Here is a 17104-nt window from a genome sequence, read left to right on the forward strand (position 1 = left end):
CGATCAAGCCATGCGATCCGGCCACGACATCAAGGGCAGTAACGGCATCAGCAGCGGCCATGTCAAGTTTCGGGGTAAAGTCACCGACCAGCGTGCGACAGGAGGCTGGACGGGCAAGACCGAGCCCGACAACACGGCGGCATACACCACTGGACCAGTGATGGGGTTCACTAACATCGCGCTGTCGACCACGTAGTAAACGATGGACCGCCCCGGCTTTGATGGAGACCTGATCATCTGTGGTCTCATGCTGCTGCCGAAGACTGCGCGAGGCCGCCTCCCCAGAAGGCTCCCTCGAACTCCATCGGCGGAACATCGCCACACCAGGAGTGCAACCTTTGATTATTGTACCAGAAAACCCATCTCGATGTCGCTAATGTGACCTCCGCTGCATCCATCCAGGAATCTTCACGCACTATTACCTCTTTCTTGTAGAGAGCGTTGACAGACTCCGCCAGCGCGTTATCATAGGAATCACCTTTACGACCGACGGAACGTTCTATCCCGGCCTCAATAAGTCGCTGACCATAGCGGATAGATGTGTATTGAACGCCCCTGTCGCCGTGATGCACCAGCGCTGCACTGAGCCCATCCTTCCGCGCCCATAACGCCATTTCCAAGGCATCCAAGGCGAGTTCAGTCTTCAAGGTGTCCAGAACCTGCCAGCCGACGATCGCGCGAGAGAACACATCAATGACGAACGCGGCGTAGCAGAACCCGCCACCAGCCAGTTCCACATAGGTGATGTCGGTGACCCACAACTGGTTCGGAGCAGGTGCCCGGAAATCACGTTCCACCAGGTCACGCGGCCGACGAGACTCATCACCAGGCATCGTCGTCCGCGGCCGACGGCGCCGCGCCATAGCCCCCTCCAAGCCCTCCGCGCGCATCAGCCGCTCCACCGTGCACCGCGCCACCTTCACACCGTCACGGCACAGCTGCTTCCACACCTTCTTCGCGCCATACAAACAATTTCCCTTCTTCTCGTTCGCCCACGCCTCGTGAATCAACGGAATAAGCTCACCATCCCGAATCTCGCGATCAGATAACACCCCTTCACGCCTTTTCGCCGCGTAGTACGTCGATACCGGAAACTCGATCACCGAGCAGATCGGTTCTACCCCGAACTGATCGCGATACTCATCGACAAACTTCATCAGCGTGGCGGTCGAAGGTCCACTTCCCTCGCGAAAAAAGCTGCCGCCAGCCGCAGAATCTCATTCGCCCGCCGAAGCTCCCGCACCTCACGCTCCATCTCCGCGATCCGCGCATCCTTATCCGACTCCGGCACTACCACGCGCTCACCCGACCAACCCGCCAACCGCTCGTCCCGACGCACCCAATGCCGCAGCGTCTCCGGATTCAAACCCAGCTGAGCCGCCACCCGAGCTATCGCACCACGCCCCCGCCCGAGCTCCTGCTCCAAGTCACGCACCATCCCTACCGCGCGTTCCTGCAGCTCCACCGGGTACTTCCTCGCTCCTGCCATGCCCTCAATCCTTCCCAGAACCAACAGCCTCCATCAAACCCGGGGTGGTCCGCTCAGCTGTCCACTTGTGCTTGTGCGTCTGGTTCAGCCACAGTTCGTCTGTTGCACGGTCCCGGTGGCTGCCTCTCAGGTCGAGGCGTTTGACAGGCCGACTGCTGGTTACATGCATGAGGATGCATGTGTAGCTCCACGGTTTGTCCGGACTCAGCCGCATCAGGAAGTCGAATGGGTGCCCGAGGTTGTGCCCTCCGATGCGCGCGCGGCCCTCGATCTTGCTAGGTACTCCGTTGCTTTTGATGTTCTTCGGGAACCAGCGCAACCCCTGGTCGAGCTCCGCGCCTACCGTCCCGCTCAGGATGGAGGAAGCCAGTGCGTCGGTTAGATCAGCCATGACACCCCCCTCGCGCTTCACTGAACATGTCCAGTGAATGTCGCACTGAACCTACGGACTGTTACCGCGAGATATCCGATCGTGATGGCGAGTAGGCAGATCGCGGCCTAGCGTGCCGTTAATCTGCCCTGAATGTCCCGCCAGCGAACAATCGAGGAGGGTCCTGTGGACCTGTCCGCGCTGAAAAACGACCAAGTTCACGCAGTGGCCGCGCACCTGGTGGTGGCCGAGGCCATCACCCGAACCCGTCGGCCCGCCGACGTGAAACGGGAGGAGCGCCGATACCGACTGCGCCTGAACGGAAAGCTGGCGCAGGTGATCTCCCGCAGGACCGGGGAGTGGCAGATCACCGACGCCACCCGGCCGTTGTTACATGACACCGAGCTGCTAGTGCTGGTGGACTTCATCCCGACGGCACCCGAATTCTACGTGGCTCCCGCCGACTGGTTCCTCGTCGACGTCAAGCAGCGCACCACAGCGTGCATACAGCCGACGTGGCGCAATGGCTTGAGTGTTGGGATCTGCTGCTGAGCCCACCTCGTGACGGGGAAGTGTCCGCCCATCGCCCTCCAGGACCGAGTGGTCATGGAGGGCGATGACGCGATGCGGTCCACTGGCAATGGTTCGGAAGTTCCCTCTGCTTGCCAAATCGGCGCTCGATCGTCCTGGCCTGCGCGACAATCAACGCGAGCGACATCTCATCCAGACCCGGCACAACCTAAGATCACCACAGAAACGTTGCTACGTCACGCATCCCGCAACACCGGCGCGTCGGCACCTGAACAGTTACGATCGATGCAACATTCGCATGGATCAAGAACGACGATGGAGTTGTGACACTCGTGACCGCCATTCCGGCCAAGAGGTAAAGGTAAAACGACATGCTGCAAGATAACGACGTGGTATCACTTAAGCACGGCATCCCGGCCCAAGAATCGGCCCCCTTGCCAGGCGTCGAAGCGGTCGACCTGAACGCTGGCGCGATCGGCGCGATCGTCGCGGTCTACGACACAGGCACCTCCGAACCTGAGTATGAAGTCGAGTTCGTCCGCGACGATGGCTCAACCCTCGCGTTGATTACCGTGAAGGAATCCGCCATCGAACGTGTTGAGGGATAGCTGGCGGATGCGCTATACTCCAGCCGCGTTATCTGCGCCGAAGGCGCCGCTGTCGTTTGCATCCGGACTCCCGGCGCGTGGGATCGGCCGCATCTGCCGCTTGGTCAACGTAGTGGTATTTTGCAGCACTCATCTGACCCCTAGCAAGGCAGAAAATGGCGCCCAACCGAACCGCTGGATGCAAACCACGGCCATCGCAGACCGCTATCGCTATCGCAACCGCCTCGGCCGATACGGCATCGTCATCATCGGAGAAGACTTCAACGTCGGCGTATTCTCGGTAGACTTGGACCGGGTCGAAGGTCCGACAAGTGGCGTGGTCGGCGGTGCCGTCCGCGGTCAGTGTCGCCAGGGCTTCCGTGATCCGCTGTTGGCTCACGGTGGTGTAGTAGCGCTCGACGGCGTGTTCCGCGACGGCGACGTTCGCGTATGGAGCTGGGCAGGTGCCTTGTTGTCGGTTGCGGCAGAAGAAATAGGTGCATTCGTCGCAGGGGCGGGTGACGGTGTGCTGGATGATCAGCCGTCCGCTGTTGCCTGCTTGGTGGCAGTGTCAGCAGTACAGGGTGCCTTTGAGGTAGTGGTGGTGTACTCGTCGTCGCTCTCCGGAGGTGGCGTGGGCGTCGAGGATGGCTTGGACGCGGTCGAACAGATGCGGGTCGACGAAGCGGCTTGTGCCGACCGGGGAGTTCTTCGCCGTGGTAGGTGATGTAGCCGAGGTAGTAGCGGTCGCGCAGCATCCGGGCCAGCTTGCTGATCGACACCTGTTGGGCTGGGTACCTGGCGGTGGGGCGGGTGCGCAGACCTCGGTGGTAGAGCCGCTCGGACAGTTGGTCGAGGGTGATGTTGCCGGCGGCGAACAGTTCAAAACCGAGCTGGACCAGAGGCGCGCGTTCCGGGTCGACGATGATGGAGCGGATGTCACGGCCGCCGGTGCGGTGAATGTGGTTGAGGTAGCCGAGCCTGGCACGGCCGATCGTGCCGCCATTACGGGCCTTCTGCCCCATCTTGTAGGCGATGTCGGCGCCGGACTCGCGGGATTGGTACTCGTTGAACGTGGCAAGGATGCCGTGCATCAGTTGGCCGACTGGCGTGTTGTCGACCGACTCGGTGGCGGAGATCAGCGTGACGCCGCGCTGCCGCAGGTCGGCCATGACGAGAGCGTCGTCAACCCGGTTACGGGCCAGCCGGGACAGCTTGTAGACGATCACATGGTCGATGTCGTCGGTGTCGCGGATGCGGGTCAGCATGCGCTGGAACGCGGCACACTTGGACATCTCCAGTGCTGACCGTCGTGGTTCGACGTACTCCTCCACGATCGTCAAGCCGAGCTGCTCGGCCTTACGACGGCATGCCTCGCGCTGCGCAGGGATCGATATCCCTTCCTGGTCGTAAATCCCGCTCGACCTGCCGTGTCGACGAGACCCGGAGATAGATCACCGCCTGGCCGTCCGATGGCGCTTCGCCGAGCAAACGGGTCGTTGGCAGCAGGGTACGAGGACGCAACGATAGTGGTCATGGCGGCGAGTCGAGCGACGCTGAGCGTCGACCGCGACTCCACACGTCCGTCGAACGGCTAGAGATCGTCGCCGTTACCGCATCGTCGTCGGCCGCCAGATCGGCTTCGCCACCCTCGTCGCCGACGGGCTGCCTGCCCGCACCGGCGGCTTCACCTTGCTGGCCGTCGTCCTCGGCGCGCTCCGCGTCGGCCTGGGTTTCCCGCTCACCGATCCGATCATCGGCCTGGGGTAGCACCGTGGCCAGTTCGTCCTGCGCGATGCCGCCAGTGAGGTCTCCCGGCGGCTGATGGACGCCGTCGACTCCACCGTTGTCGACCTCGCCGAAACGCACCGCCGCGGCTGTCGTAGGCGCCTCTGCTCGCCCAGAGGCCAAAGCGTCAACCATCTGCTGAGATCTCACACATCAAGCCTTGGGCTTGCTTGAGCCGGGTGCGGGGAAAGCTCGCACGCCCGGTTCTGAGGGGCCGGGGCGAAGCAATGCGTTCCGGCTACCCGACAGACGTGGAAGCGCAGCCGCTGCGCGATCAAGGCCGGTCGATCTCAGCCATCGCTCGACATCTCGGACGTGACCGCAGGACCGTCCGCCGATACCTGTCCGGTGAACAGGAGCCGGGCAAGCGCAAACCCGCAGGTCCGGACCCGTTCGACCCCTTCGTGGCCTACTGCCGGACCCGGCTCGCCGACGACCCGCATCTGTGGACTTCGACGAGCTCGCCGACCTAGGCTGCCCGCGGCGGCTATTCGACCTTCACCTGCGGGCTGCGCGCCACACCTCATCGACCCTGCCCGTCAGAACGGGTCATCCCCACTCTCCCCAACGATTGAGATGGCGACGCACGCCGCGATCGTGGCAGCGTGAGGGTAGGCGCTCTCGGCCCTCATGAGGGTTCGTCCTTCCGCGCGGCGTCGTGCATTGACACTCCTAGGGACCGGCCGCCGTCGACGGTGAGTACGCTCCCAGTGATGTAAGAGGCTTGATCGCTCATCAGAAAGCCGACCGCGTCGGCGATTTCCTCAGTGCGGCCGAATCTCGCGAGCGGGATGAGTCCTAGCATTCGGTCGGCGGCGGCGGGCGAGGACAGGATGTGGGCGGTCGCGCTGTCGGTGGGGACAAAGCCGGGAGCGACAGCGTTCACTCGGATGCCGTGTTCGCCCCATTCCCGGCCGACGGATTTGGTGAAGGCGAGCATGCCGGCTTTGGCCGCGGCGGAGTGCGCGACCCCGGGGGCTCCGGTCCACGCGTAAGTGGTGATGATGTTGCACATGGCGCCTGGTCGACCGTCGGCGATGAGTCGGCGGGCTACCGCCGTCGAGAAGTTGAACGTTCCGTAGAGTGAAATCTCCACCACCGCGCGGAAGCCGTTGAGCGACATGTCGGCGGTGCGAGCGGTGAAGTTTCCGGCGGCGTTGTTCACGACACCGTCGACCTGAGGGAGGTTCTCGACCAGGTCATTCACTGCGTCGGCGTCGCGCACGTCCAACGACGCTGTTCGGCAGGTCAGGCCGTCGGCGGCGAGACTGAGCTCGGCTGCGGTGAGCCGGTCGGTGCTCCGGCCCACGAGAACGACCTCGTTGCCGTCGACGGCGAGCCTGCGGGCGATCTGCAACCCGATGCCCGCAGATCCGCCGGTGACGATGAGTGTTTTCACCGGGCCGATCCGATGCGCTGATCGATCCAGCCGTCCACAAAGGATCCGAGCGCCTTCGTGCGCCGGGAGTAGCGTTGGAGCGGAAACTCCATAGTAAAGCCGATCGCGCCGAAGATCAGGTGTCCGTGCAGCATGACGTCCCACGTGCTGGAGGCGGCATGAGCCAGGGCGGGGAGACCATGCGCGCCCTCCCTGGCGGACAGGACCAGCGCGTCGGCGGTGGTCGCCGCGTCGGCGAGCCTCTGCTGCACCGCGTCGACGTGGGCCAGTGTGGCGCCGAAGATTTCGCGACTGCGCGCGTGCTCGGTCGCGAAGTCGACGACGAAACTGGCCAGCCCGGCGAAATAGCCGACTGTCGCGGCTTCCCAGGCGGTCAAGCGCTTGTCGCCGTCGGTGAGGGTACCTTCGTCCTCGGTTGCGTCCATCGAGTGCACTCCGAGCGAGTCGGCGAACACGACTGGGGTGGAGGAGAGTACCGCGGCCACGCGGTAGCCGCCGGGATTCCCGAGCGCGATCAGTTGGTTCGGCTGGGCGTACATCGCCAACCCTCCGACGAGGGGGCTACCGCCCAATACCTGGACGATGTCATACACGGTCGTGGCCGCCCGGCCGAGCTCGACGGCCGCGGTGGCGAGGAAGGGCAGCGTGTCCTCATCGCCGGAGGTCAGATCGTGCCCCCCGAGGTGACGGAGACCGGCTGAGAGGCTTGCCGATCGGTCGTCGACGTGGCTGCCGGGTCGCCACTCGTCAGCGCCCGCGACGTCAGTGGCGAGCCGGCGCACGGAACGGGCGAAGTCGTCGAGTTCAGTTGACACGGATACCTCCGGAATCGGCGGCCAGGCGCAGCTCGGCCACGACCTCCGCGGTGTGCTCACCGAGCTGGGGCGCCGCCATCGGTGCTGGGCCCGGCACCCCGTTGATCTTGAACAGGGAGCCGAGCAGGTCCACCGTCCCGCCTTGAGTTTGGACAACCCGCCGGACGAGACCGTTGGCGCGGACCTGCTCATCGTCGAAGAGTTGCCGATTCAGCCGCACGTCCCCGGCGGGGACACTCGCTTCGGCAAGGCGGGCCACCCAGTGGTTGACAGGATGCTCGCCGAAGAGCTCGGCGAAGCGGTGTGGCATGGCCGCGCGGGCGGCGTGTTCCTGGTCAGACTTCGGGGGGGCCTGCGGATTGCCGACCCACGGGTCCGCCAGCCCCAGCAGATCGAGCACCCGCTGGCGTTGCGCGGTCGTGAGGCAGGCCAGCGCGAAGAACCCATCCGAAGCTTCGTAACAGCGGTAGTACGGCTCGAGCACGTCAAGGCCGGCGATGTCGGTGGCGATCTGCTTGAGATCCGCGCCCGTGACCACGGGGGTCTGCGAGCCGTCAACGGAGGTATCGCCCTCGGTCCGGACGAAGAGCTGGACCTGGGTGGCCAGCGCCGCGCCGAGGAGTGACACCTCGAAGTGTGGGCGCTCGCCTCCGGCGCGCGAGGCCAGGCCTGCGGTGACGCTGATGCAGGCCAGCAGCCCGGCGGTGATGTCGGAGTAAGGAATGCCACCGCTGCGGCGGGGGGTGGTGTCCTCGGCTCGGGCGTCGGCCATCAGCAGGCCGGAATACGCTTGCGCGATGAGGTCGTAACCCACACGTCCGGCGTGGGGTCCGTCGCTGCCGAACGCCGAGACCACCGCGACGACCGCCTGGGGATTACTCGCGCGCACCGCAGCGTCGTCGAGCCCGAATTGGACGGCTCGCATGGGGGGCATGTTGTGCACGACAGCATCCGCAGAGGCGAGAAGGTCGCGGGACAGTGCGCGTCCCTCGTCCGTCTTGAGGTCGCAGACCACCGAGCGTTTGTTGCGGTTGAGGGCGTAGAACCGGCGGCTCTCCGCTCCACCGAGAGGCTCGTAATGCCGGTACGCGTCACCGGCCGGCGATTCCACCTTCACCACGTCGGCGCCGAGGTCAGCCAGCAACATGGTGGCGAGCGGGCCGGCCACGAATTGGGAGTAATCAAGAACCCGGTAGCCGGCCAGCGGCAACGAGGAGTCGGTCATGGGTGAGGTGTCCTCTCGGGTGTTCACCGGGGAAGGCCGAGGCCCTGCTGAGCGATGACCTTGCGTTGGATGTCGCAGGATCCGCCGGCGAGGGTCATGGACACCGAGGACCGGTGGAACGCCGCGAGGCGGCCCGCGGCCCGAACGGCCGGGCCCCGCTCGACGAGAGCCTGTGGTCCGAGAATCTCCACGATGAGCGCGGCTGCTTTCTGCATGGCCAGGGAGACCGACAGCTTGCACATGGACGAGACACGGGAGACCCGGTCGCCGTTGGCGATCAGCCGGGTGGCTTCGTGACCGAGGCGCCGGCAGGCCTCGAGCTCACCGCGCAGGGCCAGCAGGGAGCGTCGATGAGTTCGCTCCGCGACCTCATCGAGCTGGTCGAGGACCCAGAGGGCTACCCCCACCTTTTCGCTGGTGACCCGTTCGAAATCCAAGGAACCCATGAGCACCGTCCAGCCGCCGTTGACCTCGCCGAGGATGTTGTCGGCGCTGACGTCGACGTCGGAGAGCAGTACCTCGCCGAAGGTGCCGCCGCCCAGCGTGTGATGCACGTCGACGTGCACGCCGGGTGCGTGCATGTCCAGGAGCATCACGGAGAGGCCCTTGTGACGGGGGAGAGCGGGGTCGGTGCGCACGGCCAGGTACATCCAGTCCGCGATCTCAGCGCTGGAGGTCCAGATCTTGTGGCCGTTGACTACCCATTGATCGCCCTGCTTGACCGCTCGTGTCCGCAGAGACGCAAGGTCGGACCCAGCTTCGGGCTCCGAGAAGCCCTGGCAGAACATAATTCGCCCTGCGGTGGCGTCGGGGATGAATCGGGCGATCAGGTCGGGCGTGCCGAATTTCATGATCGTGTTGCCGATGGTCTTGACGGACAGCAGATAACCGCACAGGGGAAGCCAGTGGTATCCCAGCCGTTCCTCTATCTTGACGACGTCGACGGGATCCATCTCCCGGCCGCCGAGGTCACGGGGCCAGCCGAGGCCGATGATGCCTGCCGCACCCATCCGCTCGTAGGCAAAGCGCGAATCCGAGTCGGCGGGGGAACCGTTGTGGAGGTTCTCCCCTCGCTCGTCGAGTTCCTTGCCCAATGCGAATGCCCAGGCATCGACTTCGGAGGCCACGTCGGTCAACCGGCCTGCGGTGTCACTCATCGAGCTCAACTCCAGGGGGTACGGGATGAGGCCCGGCCAGCAGCGCCGACTCGATAGCGTGGGCACGGCCGGGCTGCAGGCGGGCGGTCGGGACGGCGACCGACAGTGCGAGCTGCACGTCGTCGCCGCGTCGGGGGACCGCCACGGCGAAGCCGGCGAGACCGACTTCGAACTCCTCGATCGAACGGGAGAAGCCGGTTCTACGGATGGTGTCGAGCTCCTCGCGTAGTTCCGGCCAGTAGCGGATGGTCTTGTCCGTTTGCCGCTCGTAGGGGCCGCGACCAAGACGATCAAGCACGATGGGATCGTCGAGCTGGGCGAGCAGGCACTTACCCACGGCGGTGCAGTGGGCCTGGGCACGTGAGCCGACCTGAGTCTGCACCCCGAGGCGACTGGTGCCTGGTGCCGTGTCGAGGTACAGCGCATGGGTGTCGTCGAGCATGGCGAGGTTGATGTCTTCGTCGAACTGCTCGTTCAGCGCGCGCATCCATTCCCGCGCGTCGCCGGTGGTGTCCTGGTGAATCGCGCCCGTCAAACGCCGGATTTCGGGGCCGAGCCGAAGCCGGCGAGATCCTGGATCCAACTCCAGGAAACCGGTCTCGACCAGCGCGCGGCACAAGCGGCCCACCGTGGGTAAGGGAAGCTCCAGCACCTCCGCGATCTGGGTCTGCGTCAGAACCGGCCGCTCGGGGGCGAAGCGTCGCAGGATCTGCAATCCACGCACGAGAGTACGAGATTCACCAGATGAAATAGTCTTTCGCACAGCGACAACTATGACCAGCCGGAAACGGGATGTCAAGCATCCCTGCTGGCCGCCGAAAGTGCTACTTTTCCTCCTGGTACTGGTTGTAGCCACCACCTGGCAGCGCCACCGCCCCATCCACGATTACTTTCACCCTATGAAACTCCATGATGCCTATTGACTGTTTCGGATCTCCACGCCTAGCCTCGATGCCTCAGCGCAGAGATCTCGGGTCGGCGCGTCTGGACATGCGTGGCTCAGCTTCGCGAGCGAGTTCCGGACGTGAAAGGAGTGAGATGGACTATTCCGAATATTGGTCGTACTACCACGACGATCTGATCTCCCAGTTCGGCCAGCACCTCGCCGTCGTCCTCGTCGCGACGCTCTTGGGCGCCATAATCGGGACCACCGCGGGAATCGCGGTGTACCGAGCGCCCCGTGCGAGCGAAGTGGTGCTCAAGGCCTGCGGCGTGTTCCTCACCGTGCCGTCGCTCGCTTTGTACGTGCTGCTGCTGGGAGTCTTGGGTCTCGGATGGCCGCCAGTGCTGACCGCCCTCACGTTGTACTCGCTGCTGCCGATCGTGCAGAACACCATCGTGGGCTTGCGCGGGGTCGACGCGACCACGGTCGAGGCCGCCGCCGGGATCGGAATGGGCCGGGGCTGGCGTCTGGCGCGGGTGGAGTTCCCCATGGCATGGCCGGTCATCCTCGCCGGGATTCGCGTCGGCGCCCTGCTGCTCGTCAGTACAGCGGCGATTGGTGCGATCGTGCGGGGGCCAGGGCTCGGTAACGCGATCTACAACGGACTCAACCGCATCGGCACGCCCTCAGCGCTCTACTCAGCTCTGACCGGCATGGCCGGCGTCGTCATTGTGGGCCTGTTGCTGAACGGCGCCTTCTTCGTTCTCGCCAAACTCACGATCTCCAGGGGTCTCCGTGACTGACGCCTTCATCAAGCTCGAGAAACTGACCAAGGTCTTCCCCGGGCACACCGAGCCTGCCGTCGACGAGCTCGACCTGTGCGTGCGCGAGGGCGAGATCGTCATGCTCGTCGGGCCGTCGGGCTGCGGGAAGACCACGACGATGAAGATGATCAACCGGCTGGTGGAGCCCACATCGGGGCGCATCGTGATCGACGGGCAGGACGTGACCGGGGTGAACCCGGATGAACTTCGCCGGCGGATCGGGTACGTCATCCAACAGGGCGGCCTGTTCCCGCACCTGCGGGTGCGGGACAACGTGGCGGCCGTGCTGCGGTTGCTCGGGTGGCCGAAGGCCAGGATCGACCCGCGGGTGGACGAGATGCTCGAACTGGTCGGCTTGGATCCCTCGGTGTATCGCGACCGCTACCCGAAACATCTCTCCGGAGGGCAGCGGCAGCGGGTCGGGGTCGCGCGGGCCTTGGCCGCGGATCCGCCGATCATGCTGATGGACGAGCCGTTCGGGGCTGTGGACCCGATCGCCCGCGAGCACCTGCAGAATGAATTCCTTCGCCTCCAACAGGAGATCCGCAAGACGATCGTCTTCGTCACCCACGACATCACCGAGGCTGTCAAGATGGGCGACCGCATCGCTATCGTGCGCGACAAGTCGGCGGTGGCACAGTTCGACGTCCCGGCACGCGTGCTCGCGAGCCCGGCCGACGAGTTCGTTCGCGACTTCCTGGGTAACAACGCCGAACTGCGCGCGCTGTCGCTGCTCGAAGTCTCGGCTCATCAGTTTTCCCCGTTCCCCCACGTCTCGATGGAGCCCGGGACCACGCAGGGCGACACCGCGCACCGCGGACCGGCCACAGTCGTCCTCGAAGACGGCCGGCCGGTGGGATGGTTGATAGCCGACGAGGGACCCGGGCGTTTCCTGCCGGTGTGCCCGTTGTCGCTGGGTCCCCAAACCATGTTGTCCGACGCGCTCAACCAGATGGTTACCGAGGGAACTCCTGCGGCGCTGCTCACCGACGCGGCAGGGCAGTTCGCGGGTTGCGTGGAGTTCACCGCGGTACAGCGCGCGGTCGCTGGCACCTCGGCCGGCGCAGCCATGGACGAGCGGCCGAGTGAACGGGAGGTGGCCGGTGCCGACGGTCACGCCTGACGCTACTCAGGTCATCACCCTGGTATTGCCGCACCGTGATCGGCGACGTCTGGGGGTGCGGGCGGTCCTGACGACCCCGATGGTTCTGCTAGCCGGGATGATCGCGCTCTACCTGTGGGTGCACGGGCGCCAGTTGGACATTGTCGAGCAACGAAGCCTCACCCGAGCCAATCTGCTCGAGGCGCTCCAGCAGCATCTGGTACTCGTCGGCGTGTCGACAGCCGTCGTTGTCCTCATCGCGGTCCCGTTGGGAATTCTTCTCTCACGCCCCGGGGCTCGCCGGATCGCGCCGATCGTCAACGCGGTCACGGTGGCGGCGCAGTCGCTCCCGAGCTTCGGTCTCATTGTGCTGTTCGCGATCACGCTGGGTCTCGGCCCGCGTTACGCGATATACGCGCTCATCATCAGTGCTCTGCTTCCGGTGTTGAGCAACACCGTAACCGGGCTGCAGCAGATCGATCCCGAGCTGAAGGAGGCCGCCTCAGGCATCGGCATGACGCGCGGTCAGGTGCTGCTGCGCGTCGAGCTGCCGCTCGCGGTACCCATCATCCTTGCCGGGATGCGTACCGCGATCGTGTGGAACGTCGGTACCGCGACGGTAGCGGCCTTCGCCGGCGGCGGAGGCCTCGGCTCGGTGATCACCGTCGGGCTCATCCAGAACCGCGATGTCGTCACCATTGTCGGTGCCACGCTGACGGCGGTGCTGGCTCTCTTCCTGGACCACGTGGCCCGGGTTGTCCAGGAACTCCTGACTCCTCAGGGACTCTGAGTTTCCCACGTGCTTAGTTGTGTGTTTCCGGCAGTGAAAGGATCATCATGAAAGTTCGGACTACGTGGCGCACCACCGGTCTGATGGTCACGCTCGTGGCCTCGGTCGTGGCGCTGGCCGGCTGCGGCGGCGCCGGCAGCGCCGGCGGCGCGGCGTCCGCAGGCTCGGTCGCGTCCATGGTTGATCTGCACGGGGTCACCATCTCCGTGGGATCCAAGGAGTACACCGAACAGAAGGTCCTGGGCAGCGTCCTGGTCGAGTCCCTGCGCGCCGCCGGCGCGACAGTGACCGACAAGACCGGGCTGTCCGGTACCAAGCTGGCCCGCGCGGCACTGGACTCCGGTCAGATCGACCTGTACTACGAGTACACCGGCACGGCCTGGCTGACGATCCTCGGCAAGACGCAACCGATCAACGACCCGCGCGCGCTGCTCGACGCGGTCCGCACAGCCGACAGGGCGAACAATATCGACTGGTTCGCGGTCGCCCCGCTCAACGACACCTACGCAATCGGAGCTACCGCCGATGCCGCGAAGAGCACCGGCGTCACCACCTTGTCCCAGTACGCCGAGCTCGCCACGAAGGATCCGGCCGCTGCCAAGATCTGTTCCAGCGCGGAGTTCGTGACCCGTGAGGACGGACTACCGGGCCTGGAGAAGCATTACGGCTTCACCCTGCCACAGTCGTCCATCTTCCCAGCGGAGAGCACGGTGGTCTTCGAAGCCGCGGCCCAGGGTGAGTGCAAATTCCTCAAACTCGACAGCACCGACGCCCGAATCGTGCAGAAGGGCATTGTCGTGCTACGCGACGACAAGGCGTTCTTCCCCGTCTACAACCCCGCGGTCAGCATGCGTCACGGAACCTACGCTGCCCACACAGCGCAGTACGACAAGCTTTTCGGCGCGATCAGCATGTTGCTGACCCAGGACGCGATCCTTGAGCTCAATGGCGCGGTGGAGCTCAAGGGCCTGCCGGTAGACAAGGTCGTGCATGACTTTCTGCTGAAGAACAAGATCATCTGACGTGTCGTTGCAAGGGCTGGACCTGGCGGCCTTGCCCTCCCCAAGCTAAGGACGTAACCCTGTGGCTCAGATGACCGGCGGTGAGGTGCTCGCGCGCAGCCTGGCCGCACACGGCACCGACACCGTGTTTGGCATTCCCGGTAACCACAACCTCAGCATCTACCAGCACCTGCGGGGAAACAACATCCGTCACGTGCTAGCGCGGCACGAGCAGGGCTGTGGCTACGCGGCGGACGGCTACGCCCGGGTGTCCGGCCGAGCGGGCGTCGCGCTGGTCACCGCGGGCCCCGCTGTGCTCAACGCGCTCGCCGCCCTCGGACAGGCTTACGCCGATTCGATTCCCTTACTGCTGGTCTCACCCGGCATGCCGCTACGCCACCCTTCTAGCGGTAACGGGCATCTCCACGAAACGAAAGACCAACACGCCGCCGTCGACGCGGTCGTGTCGTCAAGCACCCGGGTCACTTCGGTGGCCGAGATCAGCGACGCCGTGAGCCACGCCTTCGCCGACATGACAGCAGGACGCCCGCGGCCCGTGTACCTCGAGGTGCCGATCGACGTCCTCGACGAAACCGCGGATGTCGCGGTCGGGCGACCGGTCCCGCTGGTGAAGCGGACCGCCCCGCCCGACGAACTCGCGCGAGCCGCAGCCCTGCTCGCTGAGTCGGCCCGCCCTGGCATTGTGGTCGGCGGCGGGGCACGCTTCGCCGCGCCGGAGGTGCGCCGGCTCGCGGAGCGGCTGGGGGCTGCCGTGGTGAGCACCACCAACGGTAAGGGCACGCTGCCCGAGGACCACCCGCTGTCCCTGGGCGCAGGGGCGCACCTCCCTGCTGTCGCCCAGTGGGCTCGCAGCCGGGACGTGCTCGTCGCTGTCGGCACCGACCTGGGTTCGTCAGACCTGTGGAACGGTCCCTGGCAGCTCGACGGAGCGCTGGTGCGGATCGATATCGACCCCCGGCAGATCGTGGTCAACGCGCGCCCTGACGTGGCACTGGTCAGCGACGCGGCACCCGCTCTCGGTTCCCTGCTGGGATTGCTCGGCGAGGGCGCCGCCGGTGCGGCCAGTGGACTGGACGCCGCGGACTGGGCCACGCGCATCCGCCTCGAAGCCGCAGCGGAAGGTGCACTCTGGCACGGCGAAATTCGCGCGATGAGCGACGTGTTGGCCCCTGATGCCATCGTCGCCGCCGACTCGGCCGCAGTCTGCTATTACGGGCTGCGGGCCAACCTGCCGCTCTACGCGCCGGGATCGTTTCTGTACCCGACGGGCTACGGCACCCTGGGGTACGGGTTGCCGGCCGCCATTGGAGCCAAGATCGCGGCCCCCGACCGGCAGGTCGTGGCCGTGCTCGGAGACGGTGGCGTCATGTTCACCATTGCCGAACTGGCCGCGGCCGCCGCGGAAGGATTGGCGATCCCCGTGATCGTCGTGGACAACGGCGGGTACGGCCAGATTCGGCACAACATGCGGCGCCGGGGCTACGACCCGCTCGCGGTGGACATCCCCTCCCCGGACTTCGCGGCACTCGGGCGTGCGATGGGATGTCATGGCGTCTCGATCGAAAGTCCCGCTCATCTGGGCGAGGAGCTGGCGAAAGCCCTGGTGGCAGACCGGCCGACGGTACTGCACGTCCTGGAAGGAGATACGTCCGCATGAACCGACCTCAATGGACACGAGAGCGTACCTACATCGGTGGCGCATGGGTAGAGACTCGGGGCGACATCTGTGAGGTCGAGGACCCGGCGACCGAGAAGGTCATCGGGCGGGTTCGACAGGCCACACAGGCCGACGCCACGCAGGCCGTTGACGCCGCCAGGGCCGCCGCGCCCGCGTGGGGCTCGACCACCCCCGCATACCGGATCGCTGCCCTGCGTGCGTTGTCCACGGCGCTGCGCGAACGCGGCGACCTGCTGGTGGACACCCTGGTGGGCGAGGTCGGCACGCCGGTGAGCCTGGCCCGGTCCTCTCACTTAGGCCAAGCGCTGACGGTGCTGGACAGCTACGCCGAACTCCTCGAGACCTTCGCCTTCGAGGACTACCTGGCCAATACCCGGGTGCTGCGGGAATCAGCCGGCGTCGTCGCGGCGATCACACCGTGGAACTATCCGCTCTACCAGCTGATCGCCAAGGTCGCGCCGGCCCTCGCCGCCGGCTGCCCCGTCGTGGTCAAGCCGGCGGAGCTCACACCACTGTCCGCGTTCATCGTCGCCGACGCGGCCGAGGCGATCGGGCTCCCACCCGGCGTGTTCAATCTCGTTCCGGGACCTGGCGGGGAGGTGGGCGAGGTGCTGGCCACCCACCCCGGCGTGGACGTCGTGTCGTTCACCGGGTCCACCCGCGTGGGCCGCCGTGTCGCCGCACTGGCCGCCGACACCGTGAAGCGCGTGTGCCTGGAACTGGGCGGCAAATCAGCGAGCCTGATGCTGCCCGGCGCAGACGTGGAGCGGGCGGTATCGGCCACCGTCGCGAACGTGATGGTCAACAGCGGCCAAACCTGCGCGGCTTGGACGCGGCTGCTCGTGCCCCGCTCCGAGCTCGACCAGTCGCTTGCAGTGGCCGAGGCGGCCGCGAGCAGGCAGGTCGTGGGAGACCCGCGACACGAGGCTACCGAACTGGGCCCGGTCATCTCCGCCGCGCAGCGCCGCTCGGTGCTCAACTACATCGAGCAGGCCGTGGCCGAGGGCGCCACCCTTGTCGAGGGCGGGACCGAACGCCCTCGCGGGCTGACCGTGGGCCACTACGTCCGCCCCACCGTTCTCACCGGGGTATCCCCACAGTCGCGCATCGCCCAGGAGGAGGTATTCGGCCCGGTACTTGTCGTGCTGCCATATGAGGACGTCGGCGACGCGGTCGACCTCGCCAACGCGACGCCCTACGGCCTGGCGGGCAGCGTCTGGGGACCTGACGATGAGCGGGCCTTCAGTGTCGCCCGGCGGTTGCGCACCGGCCGGGTCGATGTGAACGGGGCGGCCTGGAATCCCTCTGCGCCGTTCGGCGGATACAAGCAGTCCGGCAACGGCCGTGAACTGGGTAGCTGGGGAATCGAGGAGTTCCTCGAGACCAAGGCCGTCCAGATGCCGTACGCGGCGAGCGGCTCGCGGTGACCCAGACAGCGCCCCGA

General features: G+C 65.8%; 19 protein-coding genes and 1 pseudogene. 11 read left to right on the forward strand and 9 right to left on the reverse strand.

Features of this window, described 5'->3' with window-relative positions; all coding sequences use genetic code 11:
• The first annotated feature begins 10 nt into the window (after positions 1-10).
• A complete protein-coding gene (locus QMK34_RS27670) occupies positions 11-196 on the forward strand; it encodes a hypothetical protein (protein ID WP_326417409.1) in 186 nt (61 codons plus the stop codon).
• Positions 197-245: 49 nt separating this feature from the next.
• Here QMK34_RS27670 and QMK34_RS27675 read toward each other — a convergent pair.
• Positions 246-1489, reverse strand: a protein-coding gene (locus tag QMK34_RS27675) for an IS3 family transposase (protein WP_442785231.1) whose coding sequence is annotated in 2 segments (ribosomal slippage) — positions 246-1201 and positions 1201-1489 — 1245 coding nt in all. Because the reading frame shifts where the segments join, the coding sequence is not laid out codon by codon here.
• Between the two features lie 4 nt (positions 1490-1493).
• Positions 1494-1880, reverse strand: coding sequence for a hypothetical protein (locus QMK34_RS27680; RefSeq protein WP_326417410.1), 387 nt, complete (start codon positions 1878-1880; stop codon positions 1494-1496).
• 165 nt (positions 1881-2045) lie between these two features.
• Between QMK34_RS27680 and QMK34_RS27685 the strand changes: the two genes are divergently transcribed.
• The 3 genes from QMK34_RS27685 to QMK34_RS27695 all read left to right on the forward strand — a co-directional run bounded on the left by QMK34_RS27685 (position 2046) and on the right by QMK34_RS27695 (position 3704).
• Complete coding sequence (locus QMK34_RS27685; RefSeq protein WP_326417411.1) at positions 2046-2411, forward strand: hypothetical protein; 366 nt, start codon at positions 2046-2048, stop codon at positions 2409-2411.
• Between the two features lie 350 nt (positions 2412-2761).
• Complete coding sequence (locus QMK34_RS27690) at positions 2762-2998, forward strand: DUF4926 domain-containing protein (RefSeq protein ID WP_326417413.1); 237 nt, start codon at positions 2762-2764, stop codon at positions 2996-2998.
• Positions 2999-3005: 7 nt separating this feature from the next.
• Positions 3006-3704: a hypothetical protein gene (locus QMK34_RS27695; protein WP_326417446.1), complete on the forward strand. Its 699-nt coding sequence runs from the start codon at positions 3006-3008 to the stop codon at positions 3702-3704.
• Between the two features lie 10 nt (positions 3705-3714).
• Here QMK34_RS27695 and QMK34_RS27700 read toward each other — a convergent pair.
• Positions 3715-4320: pseudogene (locus QMK34_RS27700) on the reverse strand (recombinase family protein); the annotation flags it as partial.
• 190 nt (positions 4321-4510) lie between these two features.
• Positions 4511-4846 carry a hypothetical protein gene (locus QMK34_RS47940; protein WP_442785232.1) on the reverse strand — a complete coding sequence of 112 codons (336 nt, stop codon included), beginning with the start codon at positions 4844-4846 and terminating at the stop codon, positions 4511-4513.
• A 170-nt stretch (positions 4847-5016) separates the two neighbouring features.
• Here QMK34_RS47940 and QMK34_RS27710 point away from each other — a divergent pair, with 170 nt between their 5' ends.
• Entirely contained in the window at positions 5017-5238 is a 222-nt protein-coding gene (locus tag QMK34_RS27710; protein WP_326417415.1) for a helix-turn-helix domain-containing protein, read from the forward strand.
• Positions 5239-5393: 155 nt separating this feature from the next.
• Here the strand turns inward: QMK34_RS27710 and QMK34_RS27715 are convergent, their stop codons facing one another.
• From QMK34_RS27715 to QMK34_RS27735, 5 genes are read right to left on the reverse strand one after another with little or no spacing between them, the layout of a single operon-like run.
• Entirely contained in the window at positions 5394-6164 is a 771-nt protein-coding gene (locus QMK34_RS27715) for an SDR family oxidoreductase (RefSeq protein WP_326417416.1), read from the reverse strand.
• Complete coding sequence (locus QMK34_RS27720; RefSeq protein WP_326417417.1) at positions 6161-6946, reverse strand: acyl-CoA dehydrogenase family protein; 786 nt, start codon at positions 6944-6946, stop codon at positions 6161-6163. The genes QMK34_RS27715 and QMK34_RS27720 overlap by 4 nt, the downstream gene beginning before the upstream one ends.
• Before the next feature lie 22 nt (positions 6947-6968).
• Complete coding sequence (locus tag QMK34_RS27725; protein ID WP_326417418.1) at positions 6969-8204, reverse strand: CaiB/BaiF CoA transferase family protein; 1236 nt, start codon at positions 8202-8204, stop codon at positions 6969-6971.
• A 23-nt stretch (positions 8205-8227) separates the two neighbouring features.
• On the reverse strand, positions 8228-9361 hold the full coding sequence (locus tag QMK34_RS27730) for an acyl-CoA dehydrogenase family protein (protein WP_326417419.1): 1134 nt from the start codon (positions 9359-9361) through the stop codon (positions 8228-8230).
• Positions 9354-10085, reverse strand: coding sequence for an IclR family transcriptional regulator (locus QMK34_RS27735; RefSeq protein WP_326417420.1), 732 nt, complete (start codon positions 10083-10085; stop codon positions 9354-9356). The genes QMK34_RS27730 and QMK34_RS27735 overlap by 8 nt, the downstream gene beginning before the upstream one ends.
• Positions 10086-10399: 314 nt before the next feature.
• Between QMK34_RS27735 and QMK34_RS27740 the strand changes: the two genes are divergently transcribed.
• The 6 genes from QMK34_RS27740 to QMK34_RS27765 all read left to right on the forward strand — a co-directional run bounded on the left by QMK34_RS27740 (position 10400) and on the right by QMK34_RS27765 (position 17087).
• Positions 10400-11047, forward strand: a complete 648-nt coding sequence (locus QMK34_RS27740) for an ABC transporter permease (RefSeq protein WP_326417421.1) — start codon at positions 10400-10402, stop codon at positions 11045-11047.
• Positions 11040-12191 carry an ABC transporter ATP-binding protein gene (locus tag QMK34_RS27745; RefSeq protein ID WP_326417422.1) on the forward strand — a complete coding sequence of 384 codons (1152 nt, stop codon included), beginning with the start codon at positions 11040-11042 and terminating at the stop codon, positions 12189-12191. The genes QMK34_RS27740 and QMK34_RS27745 overlap by 8 nt, the downstream gene beginning before the upstream one ends.
• Positions 12172-12960, forward strand: coding sequence for an ABC transporter permease (locus tag QMK34_RS27750; protein WP_326417423.1), 789 nt, complete (start codon positions 12172-12174; stop codon positions 12958-12960). The genes QMK34_RS27745 and QMK34_RS27750 overlap by 20 nt, the downstream gene beginning before the upstream one ends.
• Positions 12961-13067: 107 nt before the next feature.
• Positions 13068-13982, forward strand: coding sequence for a glycine betaine ABC transporter substrate-binding protein (locus tag QMK34_RS27755; RefSeq protein WP_326417424.1), 915 nt, complete (start codon positions 13068-13070; stop codon positions 13980-13982).
• A gap of 70 nt (positions 13983-14052) precedes the next feature.
• Complete coding sequence (locus tag QMK34_RS27760; protein WP_326417445.1) at positions 14053-15639, forward strand: thiamine pyrophosphate-dependent enzyme; 1587 nt, start codon at positions 14053-14055, stop codon at positions 15637-15639.
• Positions 15636-17087 carry an aldehyde dehydrogenase family protein gene (locus QMK34_RS27765; RefSeq protein WP_326417425.1) on the forward strand — a complete coding sequence of 484 codons (1452 nt, stop codon included), beginning with the start codon at positions 15636-15638 and terminating at the stop codon, positions 17085-17087. Before QMK34_RS27760 ends, QMK34_RS27765 begins: the two co-directional genes overlap by 4 nt.
• The last annotated feature ends 17 nt before the right edge of the window (positions 17088-17104 follow it).

The sequence above is a fragment of the Amycolatopsis sp. H20-H5 genome (assembly GCF_035828755.1).
Classification (GTDB): domain Bacteria; phylum Actinomycetota; class Actinomycetes; order Mycobacteriales; family Pseudonocardiaceae; genus Amycolatopsis.